At 70.9% G+C, this 21942-nt stretch carries 16 protein-coding genes; 13 read left to right on the plus strand and 3 right to left on the minus strand.

Going from position 1 to position 21942, the window contains the following annotated elements; all coding sequences use genetic code 11:
- The first annotated feature begins 32 nt into the window (after positions 1 to 32).
- From ychF to ACFY3D_RS21525, 13 genes are all read left to right on the plus strand, one after another.
- Positions 33 to 1121, plus strand: a complete 1089-nt coding sequence (ychF, locus tag ACFY3D_RS21465; RefSeq protein WP_350947956.1) for a redox-regulated ATPase YchF — start codon at positions 33 to 35, stop codon at positions 1119 to 1121.
- A gap of 734 nt (positions 1122 to 1855) precedes the next feature.
- The gene (locus ACFY3D_RS21470) at positions 1856 to 2884 is read left to right on the plus strand and encodes a conjugal transfer protein (protein ID WP_389981660.1); all 1029 of its coding nucleotides are present in this window, start codon (positions 1856 to 1858) and stop codon (positions 2882 to 2884) included.
- Between the two features lie 150 nt (positions 2885 to 3034).
- The gene (locus ACFY3D_RS21475) at positions 3035 to 3310 is read left to right on the plus strand and encodes a hypothetical protein (RefSeq protein ID WP_362510052.1); all 276 of its coding nucleotides are present in this window, start codon (positions 3035 to 3037) and stop codon (positions 3308 to 3310) included.
- A 47-nt stretch (positions 3311 to 3357) separates the two neighbouring features.
- Entirely contained in the window at positions 3358 to 6135 is a 2778-nt protein-coding gene (locus tag ACFY3D_RS21480) for a TcpE family conjugal transfer membrane protein (RefSeq protein ID WP_389981662.1), read from the plus strand.
- A gap of 23 nt (positions 6136 to 6158) precedes the next feature.
- On the plus strand, positions 6159 to 6296 hold the full coding sequence (locus ACFY3D_RS21485; protein WP_389981664.1) for a hypothetical protein: 138 nt from the start codon (positions 6159 to 6161) through the stop codon (positions 6294 to 6296).
- On the plus strand, positions 6293 to 8785 hold the full coding sequence (locus tag ACFY3D_RS21490) for an ATP-binding protein (RefSeq protein ID WP_362898974.1): 2493 nt from the start codon (positions 6293 to 6295) through the stop codon (positions 8783 to 8785). Before ACFY3D_RS21485 ends, ACFY3D_RS21490 begins: the two co-directional genes overlap by 4 nt.
- Before the next feature lie 209 nt (positions 8786 to 8994).
- On the plus strand, positions 8995 to 11343 hold the full coding sequence (locus ACFY3D_RS21495; RefSeq protein ID WP_389981666.1) for a type IV secretion system protein: 2349 nt from the start codon (positions 8995 to 8997) through the stop codon (positions 11341 to 11343).
- Between the two features lie 2 nt (positions 11344 to 11345).
- Positions 11346 to 12014 (plus strand): hypothetical protein, encoded by a 669-nt coding sequence (locus tag ACFY3D_RS21500; protein WP_389981668.1) that lies wholly within the window; start codon positions 11346 to 11348, stop codon positions 12012 to 12014.
- A 109-nt stretch (positions 12015 to 12123) separates the two neighbouring features.
- Positions 12124 to 13227 carry a bifunctional lytic transglycosylase/C40 family peptidase gene (locus ACFY3D_RS21505; RefSeq protein ID WP_362898980.1) on the plus strand — a complete coding sequence of 368 codons (1104 nt, stop codon included), beginning with the start codon at positions 12124 to 12126 and terminating at the stop codon, positions 13225 to 13227.
- Positions 13228 to 13241: 14 nt separating this feature from the next.
- Positions 13242 to 13655: a (deoxy)nucleoside triphosphate pyrophosphohydrolase gene (locus ACFY3D_RS21510; RefSeq protein WP_350947948.1), complete on the plus strand. Its 414-nt coding sequence runs from the start codon at positions 13242 to 13244 to the stop codon at positions 13653 to 13655.
- A 107-nt stretch (positions 13656 to 13762) separates the two neighbouring features.
- Positions 13763 to 15793: a hypothetical protein gene (locus ACFY3D_RS21515; protein ID WP_389981670.1), complete on the plus strand. Its 2031-nt coding sequence runs from the start codon at positions 13763 to 13765 to the stop codon at positions 15791 to 15793.
- A gap of 75 nt (positions 15794 to 15868) precedes the next feature.
- Positions 15869 to 17392 carry a hypothetical protein gene (locus ACFY3D_RS21520; RefSeq protein WP_389981672.1) on the plus strand — a complete coding sequence of 508 codons (1524 nt, stop codon included), beginning with the start codon at positions 15869 to 15871 and terminating at the stop codon, positions 17390 to 17392.
- A gap of 350 nt (positions 17393 to 17742) precedes the next feature.
- Positions 17743 to 18183, plus strand: coding sequence for a MarR family transcriptional regulator (locus tag ACFY3D_RS21525; RefSeq protein WP_389981674.1), 441 nt, complete (start codon positions 17743 to 17745; stop codon positions 18181 to 18183).
- 164 nt (positions 18184 to 18347) lie between these two features.
- Here ACFY3D_RS21525 and ACFY3D_RS21530 read toward each other — a convergent pair whose 3' ends face one another.
- From ACFY3D_RS21530 to ACFY3D_RS21540, 3 genes are read right to left on the minus strand one after another with little or no spacing between them, the layout of a single operon-like run.
- Entirely contained in the window at positions 18348 to 19109 is a 762-nt protein-coding gene (locus ACFY3D_RS21530; RefSeq protein ID WP_350947944.1) for a succinate dehydrogenase/fumarate reductase iron-sulfur subunit, read from the minus strand.
- A gap of 2 nt (positions 19110 to 19111) precedes the next feature.
- Complete coding sequence (locus ACFY3D_RS21535; RefSeq protein ID WP_350947943.1) at positions 19112 to 21019, minus strand: fumarate reductase/succinate dehydrogenase flavoprotein subunit; 1908 nt, start codon at positions 21017 to 21019, stop codon at positions 19112 to 19114.
- Between the two features lie 9 nt (positions 21020 to 21028).
- Positions 21029 to 21814, minus strand: coding sequence for a hypothetical protein (locus ACFY3D_RS21540; protein WP_389981676.1), 786 nt, complete (start codon positions 21812 to 21814; stop codon positions 21029 to 21031).
- Positions 21815 to 21942 lie beyond the last annotated feature (128 nt).

Genomic DNA, 21942 nt, shown 5'->3' on the forward strand with positions numbered 1-21942 from the left:
GCAGTGGGTCATTCCGCGTAAACTCGGCTCACGTGAGCCTGAGCATCGGCATCGTCGGATTGCCCAACGTCGGCAAGTCAACGCTTTTCAACGCGCTGACGAAGACCGCCAACGCCCTGGCGGCGAACTATCCGTTCGCCACCATCGAGCCCAACGTGGGCATCGTCGGCGTTCCCGACCCGCGTCTTGAAAAGCTGGCCGAGATCTTCGGGTCGGCGAAGATCCTGCCGGCGAAGGTCGAGTTCGTCGACATCGCCGGCCTGGTCCGCGGCGCCTCCGAGGGACAGGGGCGAGGCAACCAGTTCCTCGCCAACATCCGTGAGACCGACGCGATCTGCCAGGTCATCCGGGTCTTCAACGACCCCGACGTGACCCACGTGGACGGCGGCGTCGCCCCCGGGCGCGACATCGAGACGATCAACACCGAGCTGATCCTCGCCGACCTGCAGACCCTGGAGAAGGCGATTCCCCGCCTCCAGAAGGAGTCCAGGACCAACAAGGACCGCAAGGCCGCGCTGGAGGCGGCGGAGGCGGCGTTCAAGCTCCTCGACGGTGGCACCACCCTGTACGCCGGGGCCAAGGGCGCGGGCATCGACCCCAAGGACCTGCGCGAGCTGCACCTGCTCACGGCCAAGCCGTTCCTGTACGTCTTCAACCTCGACGCCGACGAGCTGGTGGACGAGAAGCTCAGGGCGCAGCTGTCGGCGCTCGTCGCACCGGCCGAGGCCGTCTTCCTCGACGCGAAGATCGAGTCCGAGCTCGTCGAGCTCGACGACGCCGAGGCGCTGGAGCTCCTGCAGTCCGTCGGCCAGGAGGAGTCGGGCCTCACCCAGCTCGCCAGGGTGGGCTTCGAGACCCTGGGCCTGCAGACCTACCTGACCGCGGGTCCCAAGGAGACCAGGGCCTGGACGATCCGCAAGGGTGCCACCGCCCCCGAGGCTGCCGGGGTGATCCACACCGACTTCCAGCGCGGTTTCATCAAGGCGGAGATCGTCTCCTTCGACGAGCTCGTGGAGACCGGTTCCATCGCCGCCGCCCGCCAGGCGGGCAAGGCCCGGATCGAGGGCAAGGACTACGTCATGCGCGACGGCGACGTGGTGGAGTTCCGCTTCAACGTCTGAGCGGACGGTCGTCCTCGCCGCGCACGAAGTCCGCTCCGGCGTCCGGCCGAACGCTCGTCCTCGCCGCGCACGAAGTCCGCTTCGACGTCCGGCCGAACGGCGTCCTCGCCGCGCACGAACGGTCCGGTGGGCTCTCCGATCCCGAACCGGACGAGCACGCTCGGGTCGGTCGGAGCGTGAGCGACGGCATCCTGGATCGTGAACGACGACGTCCCGGCGCATCCCGTCTCCGCGACGGTCGGTGCGCCGACCCGGTATCCGAGCGGGCGGTCCGGACGTCTCGCCGGGTTTCCGGGGCCGGTGGACCGGCCGACCGTGGAGATCGGCACGCTGTCGCGCCTCGCCGCCCCTCTCGGGGGGACGGAACCTCCTCGCGATGGCGATCGGTGGTGAGGAGGCGTATTTCCAGGGGTTGTGACCCCAGGTGACGTATTTCGTGTTAAATGCGCAGGTCGCGACAGTCAGGGGGCTGTCTGGTTAGCAATGGGTGGCGTTTGAGTAATCACCCCACGCGCTGGCCAGGGGGAATGCGCTTTTCCCCGACCATAGGCCGCATCGGCGCCCTCGTCGAGGTTCCAGACCCGGTTTGCTCAGTCATCATGATGCCTGCAGCATAGGCGTGGCTTTCCTGGAAGAATCGGCGGGGCGGCTAGAGTAAGTGCGTCACCATGGCCAACGGGATCGTCAACAATACGACACCGCACCGGCCGAGGATTGACGCGAGCGGAGGCGTGATGGCTCGAAGGTCGACAGTCCAGCGTGATCCCCGGATCGCTGGCGACCCTGAGCTGTCGTCATATCCGGACTTCCCCGACGATCCCGATCTCGACCGCGCTCCGGCGCGCGGACGAGGCGCGCCGCGCGGACGCTGGTCCGGTGGAGGCGGCCGCTGGCTGGTGTGGACCGGCCGCGCCGTGCTCTGGGCGCTGATCGTCGTCATCGTCGTGAACGGGGTCCGCGCCCCCTTCGAGCGCTTCACCCAGCAGAACGCACCCGTGGGCGCGGCGCCCGTCGAGGGAAACGGGTTCCCCACGGTCCAGGCCTCCGCCTTCGCGGCCCAGTTCGCCGGGGTCTATCTGAACTTCGACGGGGCCCGCCTCGCGGAGAGGGAGTCGAGGCTCGCCCCCTACCTGCCGGAGGGCGTCGAAGGACAGTTCGGCTGGGACGGTTTCGGCAGGATGGTCGCTGGAGCGGTGCAACCGTACGGGATCGAGGTCGTCGACGCCGACAACGCCGTCGTCACCGTCGCCTACCAGTCGGAGGACCGCCGCCAGCTCCTGTCCGTGCCCGTCTACCGCGACCGGGCCGCGGAAAGGTTCGTCGTCGCCGGGCGTCCGGCCATCCTGCCCGCCCCGAGGGCCGCCGCCCTGCCGCCCAAAGCCGCACCCGAGCGCGACCGCGCCGTGGAGCAGGAGCTGCGCACCACGCTGGAAGACTTCTTCAAGGCCTACGCCGGTGACACCAGCTCGCTGCAGCAGTACGCCGACGCCGGGGTCACCCTGCAGGGGTTCGGGGGGGCGTTCACCTTCCTGCAGCTCAAGGACCTCTCCGTGCCCGTCGGCGGGGGGGCGACCCGCGAGGTGACCGCGACGGTCACGTGGGGCGTGCCGTCGAAGGCGGCCCCGTCCACCGACCCCGAGCCCGCCGATCCCGGCCAAATGGGAGGCAAGCTGGAGCAGTCCTACTTGCTCACCATGGTCGAACAGGGCGACAAGTGGTTCGTCAAGGACATCCGCGGCGCATACCGATCTGTGGCGGGGTAAGCATGATCGAATGGTGCCGACCCACGGTGAGCAGACCCCCCCTGATCGATGAGCCGTCGGTCCGGGTCCCGGCGCACACGCGCCGAGGACCCTTAGCCGCTTGGCGGGCACGATCGTGAGTACGGAGGACAAGAAGTGATTCTCAAGACCATGCTGCTGAGCGCCATGGAGCTCGCTCAGCCCACAGCACCTCCGGCGGGCGTCAACACCGAGGGCCTCGCCGACTTCCTCCGCAGCTTCTTCGCGCCGCTCTTCCTGGTCATCGTCTCGGTGGTGGCCCTCTTCTTCCTCTTCACCCGTGAGATCACCAGATTCGTCCAGTTCATCATTCTGGCGATCGCGATCGGAGTGATCTTCTACGTTCCGAACATCATCGAGGTGACTGCCAAGGCGATCGCGGGCGCGCTGGGCATCTCGGGGGGTTGAGACCGGGTTCGAACGGTCAAACAAGGAGAGGCGGAGAGGAGGATCACGTGGATCTGCCCACGTACACCAATATCTGGAGGATCGAGAAGCGGCTCTACAAGCTGTACGACCTACGGCTGCCGATGCCGCTCCCGATCGTCTGGATCGGTGGGTTCGTGGGAGTGCTGGCCCCGTGGTCGCTGCTGCTCTACCTTCTCGGTCTGCCCTTCGCCGCTCCCTGGCACGTGCTCTATCTGGTGCCCCCCGGTGTCGTCACCTGGCTCTCCACCCGGCCGGTGATCGAGAGCAAGAGGCTCACCGAGCTGCTCCAGTCGCAGGTGCGCTACGTGGGAGAGCCGCGCACCTGGTGCAGGATGGCCCCCCTTTCCGAACCCGCCGAGGTCACGCTGACCGGCCGGATCTGGCGGGCCGCGCCGCAGTACACGGCCGTCAGGGTCAAGGCGTCGCGCAAGGCCCGGCACGCCCAGGCCAAGCGCGCCGCCGCCCGCCGCGAGGTGCGTCCCGCCGTGGCCGCGGCCGCGGCGGCCGCCGCCACCGCGCCCGTCGCCAGGACCGAGGTTCACGCGCTTCGCCAAGGTGTCGCCCCGGCCCTCGGCCAGACCCCGGCCCTCGGTCAGGGCCCGGCCGCCGAGACCTCCCGGGGCGTCGAGACCTCCTGGGCCGTCGAGACCTCCTGGGCCGTCGAGACACCCCCGGTCGCCGTCCCCGCGATCCCCGCCGTTCTCCCCGGGCCCGCAGCGCCGTCCGGGCCCGCAGCGTCGTCGGTGCCTTCGCTGCCCGTCGTGACTCCGGTGCCCGAGCCCGTCGCGTTCGCCGAGGCGGCCGAGGCCGTCGAGTCCGCGCCGGGCACGCCGATTCTCGGCCCCGCCTCACGACCGCCCGCGGACCATTCCCAGGGACCTTCCGAGGAGCGGGCCGACCGCACTCCGCCGGCCGGATCCGCGGCCGAGGGGAACGCGGACGATTCGAGGGACGAGACCCCGGCGGCGTCCGGCGCGTCCGCGGCTCCGCCCGCTCCGATCGGCACCGAGGCGCTGCGGCGGCTGCGCAGGCTCGCGGCCTCCGCGGAGGCCGAGCGCGCCGCCGCGGCCCCCGCCTCGCCGGTCGTGCCCCCACCGCCGGTCGTACCTTCCGTCCCGGCCATACCGGTCGCGCCTCCCGCGGCGGTCACGCCGCCCTCCGAGGTGATCGTGCCTTTCACGCCGGTCGAGCGACCGAACACGCCGGTCGAGCGTCCCGACGCGCCGGCCGAGCGACCCGAGGTGATCGCGCCCGCCGGGCCGCCCTCGCCCTCGGAGGTGATCGCGCCCGCGGCGTCCTCCGAGACCGACGCTCCCGCCTCGAAACCCTCCGAGGAACGACGCGAGGCGCCGGCCGTGCCGCAGCCCTCGGCACCCAGGGCGCCACGGGAGGAGACCTCCGCCCCGGCCCGTGCGGTGTCCGCCGAGAGGCCGGCCGTCGTGCCCGACCCCGTCAGGAGGCCCTCGGAGCCCGCCGCCCCCTCCTTCGTACCGAGGTTCGTCGGACCGGCGCCGGTCGGGCGCCGCGCCGAGGCGGCCGAACTCCCGCAGACCGGACAGAGCATGCAGGACAAGCGGGACGGATCGGACGAGGAGAGCGCACGGCGTCAACACCGCAAGGGGCAGCCCACGCCGATCGGGCGCGCGGCGGAAACTCCGGAGACGGCGGAGACACCGAGGGCGTCGAAGGCGTCGAAGGCATGGCCGCCGGAGCGGCCCGCGAGTGCGCAGGCGGGTCCCGGCGCCCCGGCGGGCACCGGCGTCCAGGGTGGCGGCATGTCGATCCGCGCGGTTCCCTCGGGGCCCGCCACGGCGGATCCGGTCGCCCCCGCGGTGCCGGTGACCGGTCCCGCACGTGGCGAGGCCGAGACCAGGGTCCGCCGGGTCGAGTCGGTGGTCGGCCGTGACTCCTCCGGCGGCTGGCGGCGGCTGGCCCAGGTGGTGATCGGACCCGGCGGTGGCCGTACGGACGGCTCGGAGATCGACGAGGCGCGGGCCAGGGCGGTGTTCAGCGGCAGTCGCCGGGTGGTGGTCCTGGGATGCACCGGCGGCGCCGGGCAGACCACGACCGCGCTCATGCTCGGCCACACCCTCGCCCGCTACCGCGAGGACCGGATTCTCGCGGTCGACGCCAGCACCGGCTCCCACGCCCTGTCCAGCCGGATCCAGGGCGAGTCGCCGGAGACCCTGACCTCCCTGCTCTCCGGGCTCGACAGCGTCCAGGGATATCTCGGCATGCGCGCCTACACCAGCCGCTGCGCCTCGGGGCTGGAGGTCCTCGCCGGAGACAGCGACGCCGGTGCCGAGCAACGCCTGTCCGACCGGACGCTCTTCTCCGACCGGCGGCTCGGCCAGACGATGGACATGCTCGACCGGCACTACAAGGTCGTCGTGATGGACCCGGCCGCGGCTCTGGCCGCGCGGGTCCTCCCCTACGCCGACCAGCTCGTCCTCGTCGTCCCGGCGAGCGAGGACGGGCCGGACGCGGTGGCGATGACCTACGAGTGGCTCGACGGGCACGGTTGCTCCGACCTTCGCCAGCGGGCGGTCATGGTGGTCAACGGGGTGAGCCGCCGCAGCATGGCCGACGTGGAGCAGGCGGAGGCGGTCGCGCGGGGCAGGTGCCGGGCGATCGTCCGGGTGCCCTGGGAGGACGCCCTGGCCCCCGGCAGGGCCGATCGGGTGGAACCGTCCCACCTGCGGGCGCCGGGCCGCCGGGCGTATCTCGCCCTGGCCGGTGTCGTCGTGGCGGGCTTCGGAACGGTTCAGGCGGGTCGACCCAGCGAGGAGGAACTAGCCCAGTGATCCCCCGGGCGCGAGGAGATGCGGTGAGCGGGCGAGACGAGGTGCGGGTGGTGAGCGGGCAGGCCGGGGTCCGGATGGGCGGACGCCGTGGAATCCGGATCGGCGAGGGGTCCGGACGCCGCGGAGGCAGGGCCGCACGCGCGACGGAGGAGGGGCCGTGAGCCGCGCCTCCCAGGCGCGCAGCCGCCTCGCCGTCCGATACTTCGACGATCGGATTTTGCTGACCGACTCGTCGGTCTGGGCCTATTTCAGGCTTCCCACCGTGAGCTACGAGTTCATCACCCCCGAGGAGCGGGAGGCGCTCGCCACCAACATCACGATCGCGCTCGCCGCCATCCGCATGCCCGACGCCGAGGTCCACCTGCGGGTGGCGCACCGCACCTACCCCGCCGCCGAGTGGGCGATGGCGCTGAACGCCACCTCCGACGAGGGGCCGGGCTGGCGCGACTACCTGGAGGACATGTATCGCCACGTCTGGGCCAAGGACTTCTGGACCAAGGAGGTCTATCTCGGCGTGCGGCTCGGCACGCGCGGGCGGCAGCTGGGCACCGGGGTCCTCGCGCAGCTCTTCGGTTTCTACCAGCGCAGTGAGAAGGCCCTGGGCATCGAGGACGACCACGTCCCCAAGGCGGAGATCGCCAAGTGGTCCGAGCAGGCGGAGCGGCTGGGCAGGGCGCTGTCCGCGAGCGCGCTGTACGCCAGGCACGCCACCTCCGTCGAGCTCGCCTGGCTGTTCCAGCACGCCACGACCGGTTCCCTCGGCGACCCCCCGGCCTCGGCGAGTCCCAAGCGCCGCTGGGGACAGGGGGAGATCGAGTCCCTCGTCGAGGGGCAGATCCACAACGGCAGGGCGCTGCTGCGGATCGAGCAGCCGCAGGGCGACTCCTACGTCGCGCACATGTCCTTCGCCCGCTTCCCCGACCTCATGCCCTTCCCCGACGGCGAGCCCTGGATGCACTTCGCCGACCAGCTGCCCTTCCCGGTGGAGATCAGTTCGAGGATGCGGCTGATCCCGCCGGTCAAGGCGAGCAAGGACGTCGCGCGCAAGCTCGCCCATGCCCGCGACATGGACATCCACATCCGTGAGGCGGGCGCCGAGGCGCCGCTCGCGCTCGCCGAGCAGATCGACGCGGCCAGGATGCTGGAGCACGGCATCACCAAGGAGCGTCTGCCGTTCGTGTACGGCTGGCACCGCCTGATCGTGTCGGCCCCGACCGAGGAGATCTGCGTGCAGCGGGTCGAGGCGGTCGTGGAGCACTACCGCGACATGGGCATCGACATCGTCAACTCCACCGGCGACCAGTTCTCGCTGTTCTGCGAGACGCTGCCGGGAGAGCGGGTCCGGGTGAACGCCTACGCGCAGCGGCAGCCGCTGCGCACCATCGCGGGCGGCATGGCCACCGCCACCGTCGACCTGGGCGACCGGACGGACGAGGGCGGCTCCGGCTGGATGGGCCCGTACGTCGGGGAGACCCTGGGCAGGGCGCGCAGCATCGTGCACTTCGACCCGCTGGTCGCGGCGACGCGCAACCGGCCGACGGCGATCGCCATCACCGGCGAGCCCGGTGGAGGCAAGACCACGCTCGCGCTGCTGATGATCTACCAGATGGCGTTGCGCGGGGTGACGGTCGCGGTGATCGACCCCAAGGGCGACGCCGAGTCGCTGGTGCAGCTGCTGCAGAAGCGGGGCAGGAAGGCGCGGATCATCCCGCTCGGCTCGGCGGCTCCCGGCCTGCTCGACCCGTTCTCGTTCGGTGACGACCTGGCGGCCAAGAAGACGATGGCCACCGAGACCCTGCGTCTGCTGCTGCCTCGCATGTCGGAGGAACGCGAGTCGGCGATGATCCAGGCGGTGGCCGCGGTCTCCAACGGCCAGGACCCGTCGCTGGGCAAGGTCGTCGACTTCCTTGAGCAGACCGAGGACGCCGCCTCCAAGAACCTGGGCGCGGTGCTCCGCTCCATGTCGGACATGCATCTGGCCAGGCTCTGCTTCGACCCCTCGGGCGGCGACCAGATCGACACCGAGGGCTGGACCACGGTCTTCACCCTGGGCGGCCTGACGCTGCCCGACGCCTCCACCGGCCGCGACGACTACTCCTACGAGCAGAGGCTGTCGGTGGCGCTGCTCTATCTCGTCGCGCAGTTCGCGCGGGGTCTGATGAACGGCCTGGACCGGCGGACGCCCAAGGCGATCTTCCTGGACGAGGCGTGGGCGATCACCTCCACGCCCGAGGGGGCCAAGCTGGTGCCCGAGGTCAGCCGGATGGGCCGCTCCCGCAACACGGCGCTGGTCCTGGTCTCGCAGAACGCCGGTGACCTGCTGAGCGAGCAGGTGACGAACTGCCTGTCGTCGGTCTTCGCCTTCCGCTCCACGGAACGGGTCGAGGTGGAGCACGTGATGGCGCTGCTCGGGGTCGAGCCCTCCGAGGAGCACAAGGCGGTGCTGCGCTCACTCGGTAACGGCGAATGCGTCTTCCGGGATCTGGACGGTCGCGCGGGCCGTATCGGGGTGGACCTGATCTCGGACGAGCTGCTGCGTTGGCTCGACACGAATCCGACCCACGACAAACCCGACGAGAAAGTGCATGATCTTCCTGGGGGCGACAGAGTCGGTAGGCCGGGGGCTGCGGCGCTGGAGGTGCGGTCATGAAAGGCTCCCTTAAGGGATTCGAGGGCTTTCGCGGGAGACGGCCACTCGGAGGGCCGAAGGGTCTCCGCGGGCTCCGTGAGTTCCGTGGCTTCCGCGGTCTTCGTGGGCTCCGCGGGATTCGCGGGCTCCGTGAGGTCCGAGGCACAGCGGGCTCTCGCCCGGGTTCCCGCAGGGGACGGCTGGGCAGGCGGATCGCGATCGGGCTGGTCGTGCTCGCCGCCTTCCTCGCGCTGCCGCTGGCGTTCCCCGGCGACACGTCCACGGCCGTCGCCGCGGCGCCCTGCGACATGTCTCCCGACCTGTCACCCGACATCGTCGCGGGAGGCGTGGACGGCCTGATCCAGCCGCCGCTTCCCGACCCGCCCGCGACGGGCGCCCCCGCGGCACAGGCCCCGGCGGCGGCCCAGGGCAACTACGCGACGTACGGCATGAGCGGCCAGTTCTGGCACACCCACCTGCTCGGCTGCGACGACATCGCGGCCGTGATGGGCAACGCGATGGCGAACACGGTCTTCCTGTGGGCGAAGGCGCTGGACCGGTTGACCATCACGACCTACCAGGCGGCGGCCACCGAGGGCCCGCTGGAATCGATCAAGAACGTCGTCGACGACATCGTGGTCCGTCTGGCCGACGCCATGTACTGGCCGTACCTGCGGCCGCTGGTGATCCTCGGCGCCATCTGGCTCGCCTGGTACGGGCTGATCCGCAAACGCGCCACCACCACCGCCGAGGGCGTCATATGGATGGTCCTCGCGGTCACGGTGGCCGTCTGGTTCTTCAGCCGCCCCGGCGACCTCACGGGTATGGGCAAGATCGTCACCGACAAGACCGGCGAGGTGGTCAACTCCGCCTTCGCCGGGCTGCCGGGCGCGGGCGGGACCTCCTGCCTGCCCGCACCGGGTGAGGCGAACCCGCAGGTTCAGGGCGGCGGATACGGGCAGAGCGGCGTGCCCGGCGTCGAGCAGAACGCCGACGCGCTCTGGTCCACGCTGGTCTGCAAGCCGTGGCTGATGGGCCAGTTCGGCACGGCCGACCCCGAGGCCCCCATCATCAAGATATTCGGCGCCAAGCTGCTGGAGATCCAGACGATCGACGCGGCCGAGCTGAAGGCCCAGCAGGTGCCTGAAGCGGGCTCCCACCAGGCGCGATACGAGACGGAGATCGCCGACAAGCTGCAGAACACACCGTACTTCCCCCTCTTCCAGGGCAAGGACTGGACGAACCGCCTGGGGGTCGCGATCGGCGCCTTCATGGCCGCGGTGGTCGCGGGACTGCTGATCTTCCTGGTGGCGGTCTCCCTGCTGGTGCTCAAGGTCGGGTTCCTGCTGTTGCTCATCCTCGCGCCGGTCTTCCTGCTGATCGGCGTCCATCCGGGATCCGGGCGGATCATCGCCATGCGCTGGGTGGAGATGCTGATCGGCACCCTGCTCAGACAGGCGGTGCTCGCCCTCGTCCTCGGCGTGCTCGTCTACGGTTACGCCCTGATCATCTCCACCGCGATGCCGTGGGGCATGCAGGTCATGTTCATGGCGATCCTGACGATCGCGGTGTTCTTCTACCGGAGGCCGTTCCAGCACCTGTTCTCGTCCATGGACGGGCACACGCTCACCACCCGGATGCTCGGCGACGCGGCGTCCGCGCCGACCCTGCAGCGGGCGGCGTCCGCGCTGCCGCCGGTCGCGGCGGTCAGGGCGGGCCGGTGGGGGATGCGCAAGGCCGAGCCGGTGCTGCAGGCGGCCGCGATGGTCGGCGGAGCCTCGGTCGGCGCGGCCGCGGCGGCAGCGGTCGCCCAGGGCAGGGTCCGTGGCGAGGAGGGCGGTGCCACGCCGAACACGCCGTCGGGCACCCGGGTGCCGACCGGTGCCCAACCGGCGCCGCTCGACACCGACGCCCAGGCCGCGGGCAGGCGCAAGGGCACCGGCAGGCCGGTCACCGCGGCCCGCGCCGGTGCGGCGCCGCCGCTCAACCTCTCCGGAGCCGGTACGGGAGGCAGCGCGCCTCCGACCAGGTCCGGAGGCTCCTCGGGCCGCGGCTCGGGAGGGACGGGCTCCTCGGGAGGGACGGGCTCCTCGGGAGGCTGGTTCGGCGGTCGTTCCGGCGGCTGGGCTCCGCAGGGAGGCTCGGCCGGCCGATCCTCTTCGGCGGGCAGGTCGTCGGGTTCCTCCGCCCCCGCGCTGCGGCCCTCGGCGCCCGCGCCCGGCAGGTCGTCCGGTTCCTCGGGCTCCTCAGGCGGCGGCGGTCGTTCCGGCGGGAGCATCTTCGGCGGCGGCGGTTCGTCCCGGGGGTCCTCGGGATCCGGCTCCTCGCGGGGCGGCTCGGGCTCGGGATCGCGTAACGGCGGAGGTTCCTCCCGCGGCTCCTCGGGGTCGGGAGGCTCGGGGTCGGGCGGGAGCATCTTCGGCGGCTCCCGGGGCTCCGGTGGCTCACGAAACCGCGACTCCGGAGGCAGGTCGTCCGAGGCGCCCCCGCTCTGGATCACCCGGCGGGTGGAGCGCGGCGGGGAGGCCGGTGAGCCGCCGCCGTTCTGGCTGCGTTCGTCCAACCGCGACAAGGACTGACCGTGGTCGAGGGAGGCAGTCGGCGGGGAGCCGTCTTCGCGGTGCTGGTCGTGATACTCGCCGTTGTCGGCGTCTACCTGACCATGTGGCCGGACACCAATGAGGGGCCGGGGCAGCCGGCCGGTGTCACCCGTACGGTGGCCGCTGGGCAGGAGACGGCGGAGGAGCCGGCCCGTCCGGCGGCGACGGCGAGTAACGCGCCCTTCGACGTCTACTCCTACCTGCCGATGACCAAGCAGGAGCTGGCCGCGGCGGCCGACTACGCGCAGCGTTTCACCGCCGAGTACGGCACGTTCAGCTACGACGAGGACCCGGCGGTCTACGGCGACCGCCTCAAGGGGTACGTCACGGCGGAGTTCTCGGGGACGCTGCTGCGGACCGTCACCTCACCGGGCACCGTCGAGGCGAACAAGGCCGACGAGATCGTGTCGATCGGTACGGCGCGGGTCAAGGGGATCCGGCAGATCGACAGTGCCTCGGTGACCTTCGTGGTCGTCGGCACCCAGAACGTCACGGCGAGAAGCGGGGCGAACGAGCGGACCGCGGAGTACGCCGTCACGCTTATCCAGGCCGGCGCGGAATGGCGGGTCCACGATCTCCAGCCCGCGGACTCCGGCCAGGAGGGGGACGACCAGCCCGTCGAGAGCGGCGCCACCGGCGAGGCCGGATGAGCGGCGGGGTCGCGTACGGACGGGAGCGAGCGGGCGGGGCTGTGTACCGGCGGGATGAGATGGGCGGCGGGGTCGCGTACCGGCGGGATGAGATGGGCGGCAGGGTGGCATGAGGAACAACAAGCCCGTCCGCCTCGCGCTGATCCTCGGAGTCGCCGCGCTCTGCCTGATCACGCTGATCATGGCGCCGATGATGATGATCAGCGGGTTCCCCTCCTTCCCGTCGATCACCGGCGGGGCGGCGCAGCAGCCCGAGTGCGGAGACACCGGCGGGGCGGCGGAGGACCAGTCGGAGACCGCGACGTCCGACATCCCCGAGGAGTATCTGAAGCTGTATCGCGAGCACGGCAAGAAGGTCGGCGTGCAGTGGAACGTGCTCGCCGGGGTCGGCAAGCGCGAGACCAACCACGGACGCTCCACGCTCCCCGGGGTGCGCAGCGGCACCAACTACGCGGGCGCGGCCGGGCCGATGCAGTTTCTCATCAGCACGTGGGGCGGCAAGGCCAAGATCAAGATCCCGTCCACGTTCAACGGCTACGCCTCCGACGGCGACGGAGACGGCTGGGCCGACGTGTACAACCCGGCGGACGCCATCCTAGGCGCGGCGAAGATGCTGAAGCGGAACGGCGCGCCGGAGGACGTGCGACGTTCGCTGTTCGTCTACAACCGCGCCTGGTGGTACGTCGACCAGGTGATGGAGATCGCCAAAAAGTACGCCAAGGACGGAGAGGTCACCGTACCGCCGGAAGCGGACGAAGACTGTGACGAGCCCATGCTGGAGGCGGCGCCGACGAGCACGGTGGCCGCGATCCTGGAGTACGCGCTCGCCCAGCGCGGCAAGCCCTACATCTGGGGCGGTACGGGGCCCGCGGGCTACGACTGCTCGGGAATCATCTACATGGCCTACCGGAGCGTCGGCCTGACCATCCCGCGCACCACGTTCGGCCAGTGGCCGTTCGGGGTGGAGGTTCCCGCGGGGGAGGAGCAGGCCGGAGACCTCGTCTTCTTCAACTCCGGTCCGGGAACGGGCCCGGACCGTCCCGGCCACGTGGGGCTGGTGGTCTCCCCGGGCAAGATGGTCGAGGCGAGGTGCCGGTTGTGCGGGCCGATCAAGGTCACCACCTACCGGGAGCGCACCGGGATCGTGGGCTTCACCCGGCCGCTGCGACACCCCCAGGTTCTCGCGCAACTCAAGACACGGGAGCAGGGCTGACAGAATCGAGAACCATGGAAAAGGTCGTTGTGGGCGCCGCCATCGTCGACGGCGACGGGAGACTGCTCGCCGCCCAGCGTGCCGATCCGCCGGAGTTGGCCGGAGGGTGGGAGCTGCCGGGGGGAAAGGTCGATCCGGGCGAGGACGAGCACACGGCACTGGTCAGGGAGTGCCAGGAGGAGCTCGGCGTGCTGATCGAGGTGGGCGAGCGCGTCGGGGGCGACTGGGCGCTCGCCGGCGGCTACGTCCTGCGGGTCTGGCTCGCGGTGGTCGCCGAGGGCAGGCCCGAGGCGAAGGAGCATCTGGACCTGCGCTGGCTGGCCGAGAGCGAGCTCTACGACGTGGCGTGGCTCCCCGCGGACCTGCCAATCGTCCGGGCGGTACAAGGTCGCCTCAACGATGGGCAAGGTCGGTTCAATAAGGATTGATCAACTCCGCAGCGTGACATAACTGCTACTGGACGTGGCGATGTCGCGTGTCCGTACCCGGGGAACGGAGATATGCGGTGACCTTAAGGTGGCGTGGTGCTGGGTTCGTGTCAGCGGTCGGAGCGGGAGTGCTCGTCCTCGGAGCCTCGGGGGTGTACGCCGTTCAGCTGGACGAGTCGGCCCCGTCGCCCCTCGACCTGACGACCGTGGCCGATTCGGGCGCATGGGCACGGGGGAGCGGCGCCGAGCGGGTGATCCGCTACCGGATCCGGCTGCGGGGGCCGGGCACCGACGCCCGGCTCGCGGTCCTGACGACCCCCGCCGAGGCGCTCAGGGGCATCGAGTGCCCGGAGGAGACCAGGTCGTCGGCACCCCTCCCGAAGGGAGCGGGGGTGTGCGTGGTCGGAGCCCTGCCCGCCGAGGGCGGCTCCGTCGACGTGCTGCTCGCCCTGCCGGAGCGCCCGCGTGATCTCACGGTGTCCGCCCTGGCCCGGATGAGCGGCCCCGACGGCAAGACGGTGAGCCAGCGGGCCCAGAACACGATCAAGAGCACGGACGCGGTGATGCGGCGAGGCGGGGGTGCCGCCGAGGTGCCGGAGACGCTGGAGCACGCCCGCGTCGCGCGGGAGGCGAGGCCCGCCGAGCCCCGCGGCGGTGTGGGAGCTCCAGGTGCCGCCAGCATGGTCCTCAAGGTGCCCCAGACGGCCGAGGAGTCGGGGGAGGCACCATTGGGCGCACCCGGTGTCTCGGAGGCGCAGAGGGCCGAACAGCGCATGTCGGCGTTCCTTCTCGATCTCGCCGGGAAGGCGTTCGTCGCGCCGCCCGCTTCGGGTCCTGACGCGGGGGCGAACGCCGCCGGGGTCCCCGCCGATCAGGGAACGTCGCGGGGAGCCGGGGTGCCCGTGAACCCGCGGACGCGCGCGCTTCCCGGCGCTCCGGGGGCGACGGGAGGTCCGGCGGCCTCCCACGAGACGCGGGACACGGTGCCGGGCGGGCGTGGGGAGGCCGGGTCTCCGATGGCCCCCGCCCGGGTTCCTGACGGGGCGGCTCCCGGTCGCCCCGCGGCCCCGCTTCCTCCCGGTCGTCCGCAGGAGGGAACACGGCTTCCGGACGGCGCCGCGGTTCCGGGCGCCGCGGCTCAGGGGTCCGCGGCTCAGGGTGCCGCGCCGGAGGCCGGTACGGCGGTGCCGGGGCAGGGAACGGCACCGGGACAAGGAGCGATCGCCATACCGCCGGCGGGAGCGCCCGAGCCCCCCGCCCTCCAAGGGCAGAACGGCAGGAACCACTCGGCCACGGGTGTCCGGACGGGCCGCAAGGCGGCCGGGCGGAAGGCGCGCGGGCAGCGGCACGCGGCCGGTCGGCCCGGTGCGCGCGAGCAGGGAGTGAACCCGCGGGCTCTCCTACGGCAGGCGGGTCCCGGCGGGCAGACGGCCGGGCTGCCCGGGGGGCCGCAGATGGGACCCGGTCAGCCGGTTCTCCCGCAGATGGGACCGGGCCTGGAGCAGATGGGCCCCCTCTATCCCGGTTACCCGGGAAACGGGAAGAAGGCCGCCGGCCCGGGAGCGGGCCGGCCGATGGTCGGGCCGATGCCTCCCGGCTACCCGGGCATCGGACAGCCCGCCGTGCCCGGACAGGGCATGGGGCAGCCGATGCCTCCCGGCTACCCGGGGATCGGGCAACCGGGGCCGGCGGGACAGCCCGGCGTGCCGCAACAGGGTCCCGGTGGGCCGGTGGGCGGCCCGATGGTTCCCGGCCAGCAGGGAGCGGGGCAGCCTGGCGGGCCGCAGGCGCCGGGCGTCCAGCCCGGCGTACCGGGGGCCATGACGCCGCCGATCTCGATGGGCATGGCGGGAGCGGGCCAGATGCCGGGGCTCGCGAACGGTCTCCAGCTGCCGCAGGCGGGTCCTTTCCCCGCCGCGCAGGTCCCCGTCTCACAGGATTCGCGTCCGCAGGGGGCGCCCCTGCCGCAGGATCTCGACGGTCCGAGCGGTCAGGTCCAGCCGGTCGCCGAGTCAAGCCCGATACTGACAGGGGCGACGGGTCTCCCGGCGGTAGGTGCGGGGGTGGGGACGTTGCTCGGCCTTCTGTGGCTGCAGCGGAGGATCCAGCGGCGTCGTCGGTCGCGACACGTTTTGTAAAACGCGGATTACTGTTATTTTTGCCCGACTAGTATTTCTTTGGCGTGTTCATGGTTGATTGCACGGAGGACACCGGTGACGCGAGCACGGCGCAGGGCAGCGTTCTCCGCCGTCGCGATGTCCGTCGGACTCAGCGGCGTCGTTCTGTTCGCCGTGGCGCCGTTCGCCGGATCCTCCGCGGCCGGCGCGACCGTCAGGACGATGGTCATCGAACCCTCGCAGGTCGAGGGGTGTGACGTCGATCCCGCGGGTCCCTGTGAGGAGCCGACGCCGGTCGTCACCGTCACGGTCACCGAGGATCCCGAGGTGCCGCAGGAGACGGTGACGACCACGATAACCGTCCCGGCGTCGCCGAAGCCCAAGCCCACGAAGACCACGCCAGCCCCTCCGCCTCCGCCGGAGACGGCGGTCGCACCGCCGCCGGTCCAGGAGCCGCCCCCGGTGGTTCCGACCGCCGGGGCCAACACGCCGGAGAACACGGAGAACACGGAGAACAGCGAACCCCAGTTCCCGCAGACCACCCCTGATCCCAACCAGCAGCTTCCCGCCGCCGATCCCACGCCGTCCGACACGGCCACGCTCGACCAGAGTTCCTCGGGCACCTCCGTGTACGAGATCCGCAACGCGGGTTCCGAGTTCGACGGGGCCACGCTGAGCCGTCAGCTCGGCATCCCGGCGCTCATCCTGGTGCTGCTGGTGCTGTTCGCCGTGCTGATCTTCGAGGGCAGGCTGCGCCGCATGGCCCACGCGGCGGCGATCCGCAGGGCCGGTCCGCGCGGCATGGACCCGATGGCCTACCCCGGCGGTCCCGGTTACGCCGCTGCCGGCCCCTACCAGGGCGGTACGGCCTACGCGCCGATCATCAGCTTCGTGCCCATGCAGATGTACGCCCCGGTCTACCCGGAGGGCTACACCCCCGAGCAGTATCCCCACGGATACGACCAGACGACGGCGTACATGCCCGCGCCCGGTCACGAGCAGCCCCCGGCCGTCGGCCACGGTGCCCCGTACGACCCGCGGACCGGCCAGGTGTATCCCGTGCCCCCCGGTCAGTCGCCTTACGGCCCGACGCTCCAGGAAGGCCCGACGCTCCAGGACGGTCCGGCGCCTCAGGGCGGCGCGGCGGCCTTCCAGGGCACCCCGCACCCCGGCCACGACTCCCGTGAGGGACGCCTCCCGCAGGGGGCGCCGGAGTTCCCCGGTGCGCCGTTCCCGCAGGAGCCCGCCAGGAGCAGGCCGGGCGACGACCCGCTGGACGACTTGCGGCCGGCCGTCACCGATGACGCTCCCGGCCAGGTTCTCTCGCAGGACCGGCCCCTCAAGGACGGCATCCCGCCGTCGGGGCGGGAGCCGCAGGGCGAGGTCATGACCTTCGGACCCCAGCCTCAGGACGGTCCCGGTCAGGGGCCGGGCGAGGGCGGTCCCGGTGAGGCACGTCCTGGCGGTGACCAGCCGACCGGGGGCGAGCGGCCTCCCGCGGGTCCCGGCTCGACGGCTGTCTATCCGATTCCCGGCAGGGAGACCGGCAAGTCCTCGGACAAGGACTCCGGCAAGGGCTCCGGCAAGAAGAAGCGCGGTCTCTTCCGCCGCTCCACCTGACCCGCCCCACCCTTCCGAGCGCGGCGACGACGGCCTGTGCCGTCCGCCGCTCGGTCGTGGACGCGGCGGGCAGTAGTGGGCAGCCGTGGGCAGGGCGGCGCGGCCGGGGCGCGGAGAGCGGCGCGTTGTCCGGGAAGGCCGCCCTCGGGACGATGCCGAAAGTGATTCGGTTTCCATGTGATAGGGGCGAGCCGGTTTGGGCAGGAGGAGCGGGCATCCTCCCGCGCGGGAGGGTCGGCCACTCTTTGTCGCACGAGAGAGACTCTCTGATTTGGAGTCTCTCTGATTTGGAGAGAACGGAAAGAGGGGGCGCCGTGTCAACGGAGCCGGAAGCCCGCAAAGAGATGATCATGGCCGTGTCCGATCAGGGACGTCTGACGGCGATGCGTTCGGTGCTGTTCCACGTCGGTGTGGCAGGCCGGGCCGGAATCAACGTGACCGACTTCAACTGCCTGGCCCTCCTCGACAAGGAGGGCCCTCTCACCCCCCACGACCTGGCCGTACGGCTGGGGCTGACACGCGGTGGCGCGATCACCGCGGTGGTGGACCGCCTGCAGAGAGCGGGGTACGTGCGTCGCGGCCGGGATGCCGTCGACCGGCGCCGCGTGCTCGTCGAGCTGGTGCGCGAGGGCCCCTACCGCGCGCTGCAGGAGATCCTGGGGGACCTCAACCGGGCCTACGCCGATCTCGCCGCGGACTACAGCGACGCGGAGCTGACGGTCATTCACGACTTCGCCGTTCGCGCCGACGACGTCATGCGGAAGCAGACTCGGCGACTGTGGCGGGACTGAGGCCTCCGGGAGCCCGTACGAAGCTCCCGGAGACGGCGGCAGGGAGGGTTCGTACGAAGGCTCTGAAGCTTAGGCCGGGAGAGCCCGTACGAAGGCCCGTGACAAAGCGCGAACGGCGCCGTCCCCGGGAGAGCCCGTGGACGACGCCGTGAGACGCGGGAAGGTCAGGTCTTCGAGCTGGAACGCTTGAAGATCTTGTTGCCGAGCCAGACCAGCGGGTCGTACTTCCGGTCGACGACGCGCTCCTTCATGGGGATCAGCGCGTTGTCAGTGATCTTGATGTGCTCGGGGCAGACCTCGGTGCAGCACTTGGTGATGTTGCAGTAGCCGAGGCCGTGCTCCTCCTGGGCGGAGTCCTTGCGGTCGGCCACGTCGTACGGGTGCATGTCCAGCTCGGCGATCCGCATCAGGAAGCGCGGACCGGCGAAGTTGGTCTTGTTCTCCTCGTGGTCGCGGATGACGTGACAGACGTTGTTGCACATGAAGCACTCGATGCACTTGCGGAACTCCTGGGACCGCTCGACGTCGATCTGCTGCATGCGGTACTCGCCCGGCTTCACGTCGGCCGGAGGGGTGAAGGACGGGATCTCCCTGGCCTTCTGGTAGTTGAACGACACGTCCGTGACGAGGTCCTTGATCACCGGGAACGTCCGCATGGGCGTCACGGTGATCGTCTCCTCCTCGGTGAAGGTTGACATCCGGGTCATGCAGCCCAGCTTCGGCTTGCCGTTGATCTCCATCGAGCACGAGCCGCACTTGCCGGCCTTGCAGTTCCAGCGGACGGCGAGGTCGGGAGCCTGGGTGGCCTGCAGCCTGTGGATGATGTCGAGGACGACCTCGCCCTCGTTCACCTCGACCGTGAAGTCCTCAAGCTTGCCCTCGCCGCCCTCGCCCCGCCACACGCGGAACTTCGCCTTGTAACTCATGGTTACTCCTCGGCCAGCGCGTCAAAGGCGGCCAGCTCTTCCTCGGTGATGTACTTCTTCAGCTCGTCCCGGTCGAACAGCGTGATGAGGTCGTCCCGCATCGGAGGCTGCACCTTCTCCTCCACCGTGATGCCGGAGGCGTCCGGGGTGAGGGAGCAGCGCAGGATCTTGGCCCGCCACTCGGGCGACATGCCGGGGAAGTCGTCGCGGGTGTGACCGCCGCGGCTCTCCTGGCGCAGCAGCGCCGCCTTCGCGACGCACTCCGAGACCAGGAGCATGTTGCGCAGGTCGAGGGCGAGGTGCCAGCCCGGGTTGTAGATGCGGTTACCGGCCGCGCCGACGCCCTGGGCCCGCTCCTTGAGCTTCTCCACCGCCTCCAGCGCCTCGGAGACCTCCTCGGCCTTGCGGATGATGCCGACCAGCTCGTTCATCGTCCGCTGCAGCTCGTGGTGGACCTCGTACGGGTTCTCGCCGGTGCGCTCCAGCGGGGCGAGCGCCTCCGCGCTCGCCTCGGCCACGGACTCCTCGGAGATCGTCGGCCGGGCCGCGAGACCGTCCACGTACGAGGCCGCTCCGGCGCCCGCGCGGCGGCCGAACACCAGCAGGTCCGACAGCGAGTTGCCGCCCAGCCGGTTGGAGCCGTGCATGCCGCCGGAGACCTCACCGGCCGCGAACAGGCCGGGCACGTCCGCCGCACCGGTGTCGGCGTCGACCTCGACGCCGCCCATGATGTAGTGGCACGTCGGGCCGACCTGCATGGCCTCCTTGGTGATGTCGACGTCCGCCAGCTCCTTGAACTGGTGGTGCATCGACGGCAGCCGCTTGACGATCTCGGCGGCCGGGAGACGGGTGGAGACGTCGAGATAGACGCCGCCCTGGGGTGACCCGCGGCCCGCCTTCACCTCGGAGTTGATGGCCCGCGCGACCTCGTCGCGGGGGAGCAGCTCCGGAGGGCGGCGGTTGTTCGCCTGGTCGGTGTACCAGCGGTCGCCCTCCTCCTCGGTGGTGGCGTACTTGTCCTTGAACACGTCCGGGATGTAGTCGAACATGAAGCGCTTGCCCTCGGAGTTTCTCAGCACCCCGCCGTCACCGCGGACGGACTCGGTGACGAGGATGCCCCGCACCGAGGGCGGCCAGACCATCCCGGTGGGATGGAACTGGATGAACTCCATGTTGATCAGCTTCGCGCCGGCGAGCAGGGCGAGCGCGTGGCCGTCGCCGGTGTACTCCCACGAGTTGGACGTGACCACGTACGACTTGCCGATGCCGCCGGTGGCGAGCACGATCGCGGGGGCGTCGAACAGGATGAGCTTGCCGTTCTCCCGCCAGTAGCCGAAGGCCCCGGAGATCGCGCCGCTCCCGCCGGGACCCGTCTCCTTGAGCAGGCGGGTGACCGTGCACTCCTGGAAGACCTTGATGTACGCCTCGGCGTCGCCGTGGGTCTTCTCGTCCTCCTGCTGCAGCGCGACCACCCGCTGCTGCAGGGTGCGGATCAGCTCCAGGCCCGTGCGGTCGCCGACGTGCGCGAGCCGCGGGTACTCGTGCCCGCCGAAGTTGCGCTGGCTGATCTTGCCGTCCTTGGTGCGGTCGAACAGCGCACCCCACGCCTCCAGCTCCCAGACCCGGTCGGGGGACTCCTTGGCGTGCAGCTCGGCCATCCTCCAGTTGTTGAGGAACTTGCCGCCGCGCATGGTGTCGCGGAAGTGCACCATCCAGCTGTCGTCGCTGTTGACGTTGCCCATCGCGGCGGCCGCGCCGCCCTCGGCCATGACCGTGTGCGCCTTGCCGAACAGGGACTTGCAGACGATCGCCGTCCGCTTGCCCTGCTGGCGGGCCTCGATGGCCGCCCGCAGCCCCGCACCGCCGGCGCCGATGACGACGACGTCGTATTCGTGACGCTCGATTTCCACAGGTGATCCTTATGCGAACGGGAAGGCGATGATGCCCTTGGCGACCAGGCGCACGTACAGGTCGGCGCCCATGACGGAGAACATGGAGATCAGCGCGAGCTGCGAGTGCTTGGCGTTGAGCTTGGAGACGAACCCCCAGGCCCGGTAACGGATCGGGTGCTTGGAGAAGTGGTTCAGGCGCCCGGCCGTGATGTGCCGGCAGGAGTGGCACGACAGGGTGTACAGGTTGATCAGCACCGCGTTGACGACCAGGATCCAGGTGCCCAGACCGCCGGGCCTCTCGATCAGCGACTTCACCGCGTCGTGCGCGAGGACGAGGCCGATGACGATGGCCGCGTAGAAGAAGTAGCGGTGGACGTTCTGCAGGATGAGCGGGAAGCGCGACTCACCGGTGTACTTGCTGTGCGGCTCGTTCACCCCGCAGGCCGGGGGCGAGAGCCAGAAGCCCCGGTAGTAGGCCTTGCGGTAGTAGTAGCAGGTGAAGCGGAAGCCCGCGGGAAGGCCGAGGATGAGCAGGCCGGGAGGCAGGGTGTACCAGTCGCCGAAGGGCGCGAGGCCGAACAGGCGTGCGCCCGGCGGACAGCTCGTCGCCAGACAGGGCGACGCGAACGGCGCGTGGTACGGCGACACGAAGTAGCTTGTATCGAAGATCGCCCACGTGGCGTAGACGAGAAATGCCGTGAAGATGATGAAAGTGACCAGCGGATAGCGCCACCACTGGTCCGTTCGCAGAGTGCGCTCCTTGATCTGCGCACGTTGCCTTCTGGCCGGGCTCTCGGCCGTTGTCTGGGTCATCGAGACCTCTCCACCTCCCGCGGACCCCGCTCGCCCAGGTGTCCGGGTTGTATCAGTCGTGCCGCGCGTCCGGGCCATCGTCGCGCCGGGCTCACACGTGCGCGCGCTTATTGGTGGGGGATACGTTA

This window comes from Streptosporangium sp. NPDC000509 (genome assembly GCF_042898365.1).
Lineage (GTDB): Bacteria > Actinomycetota > Actinomycetes > Streptosporangiales > Streptosporangiaceae > Streptosporangium.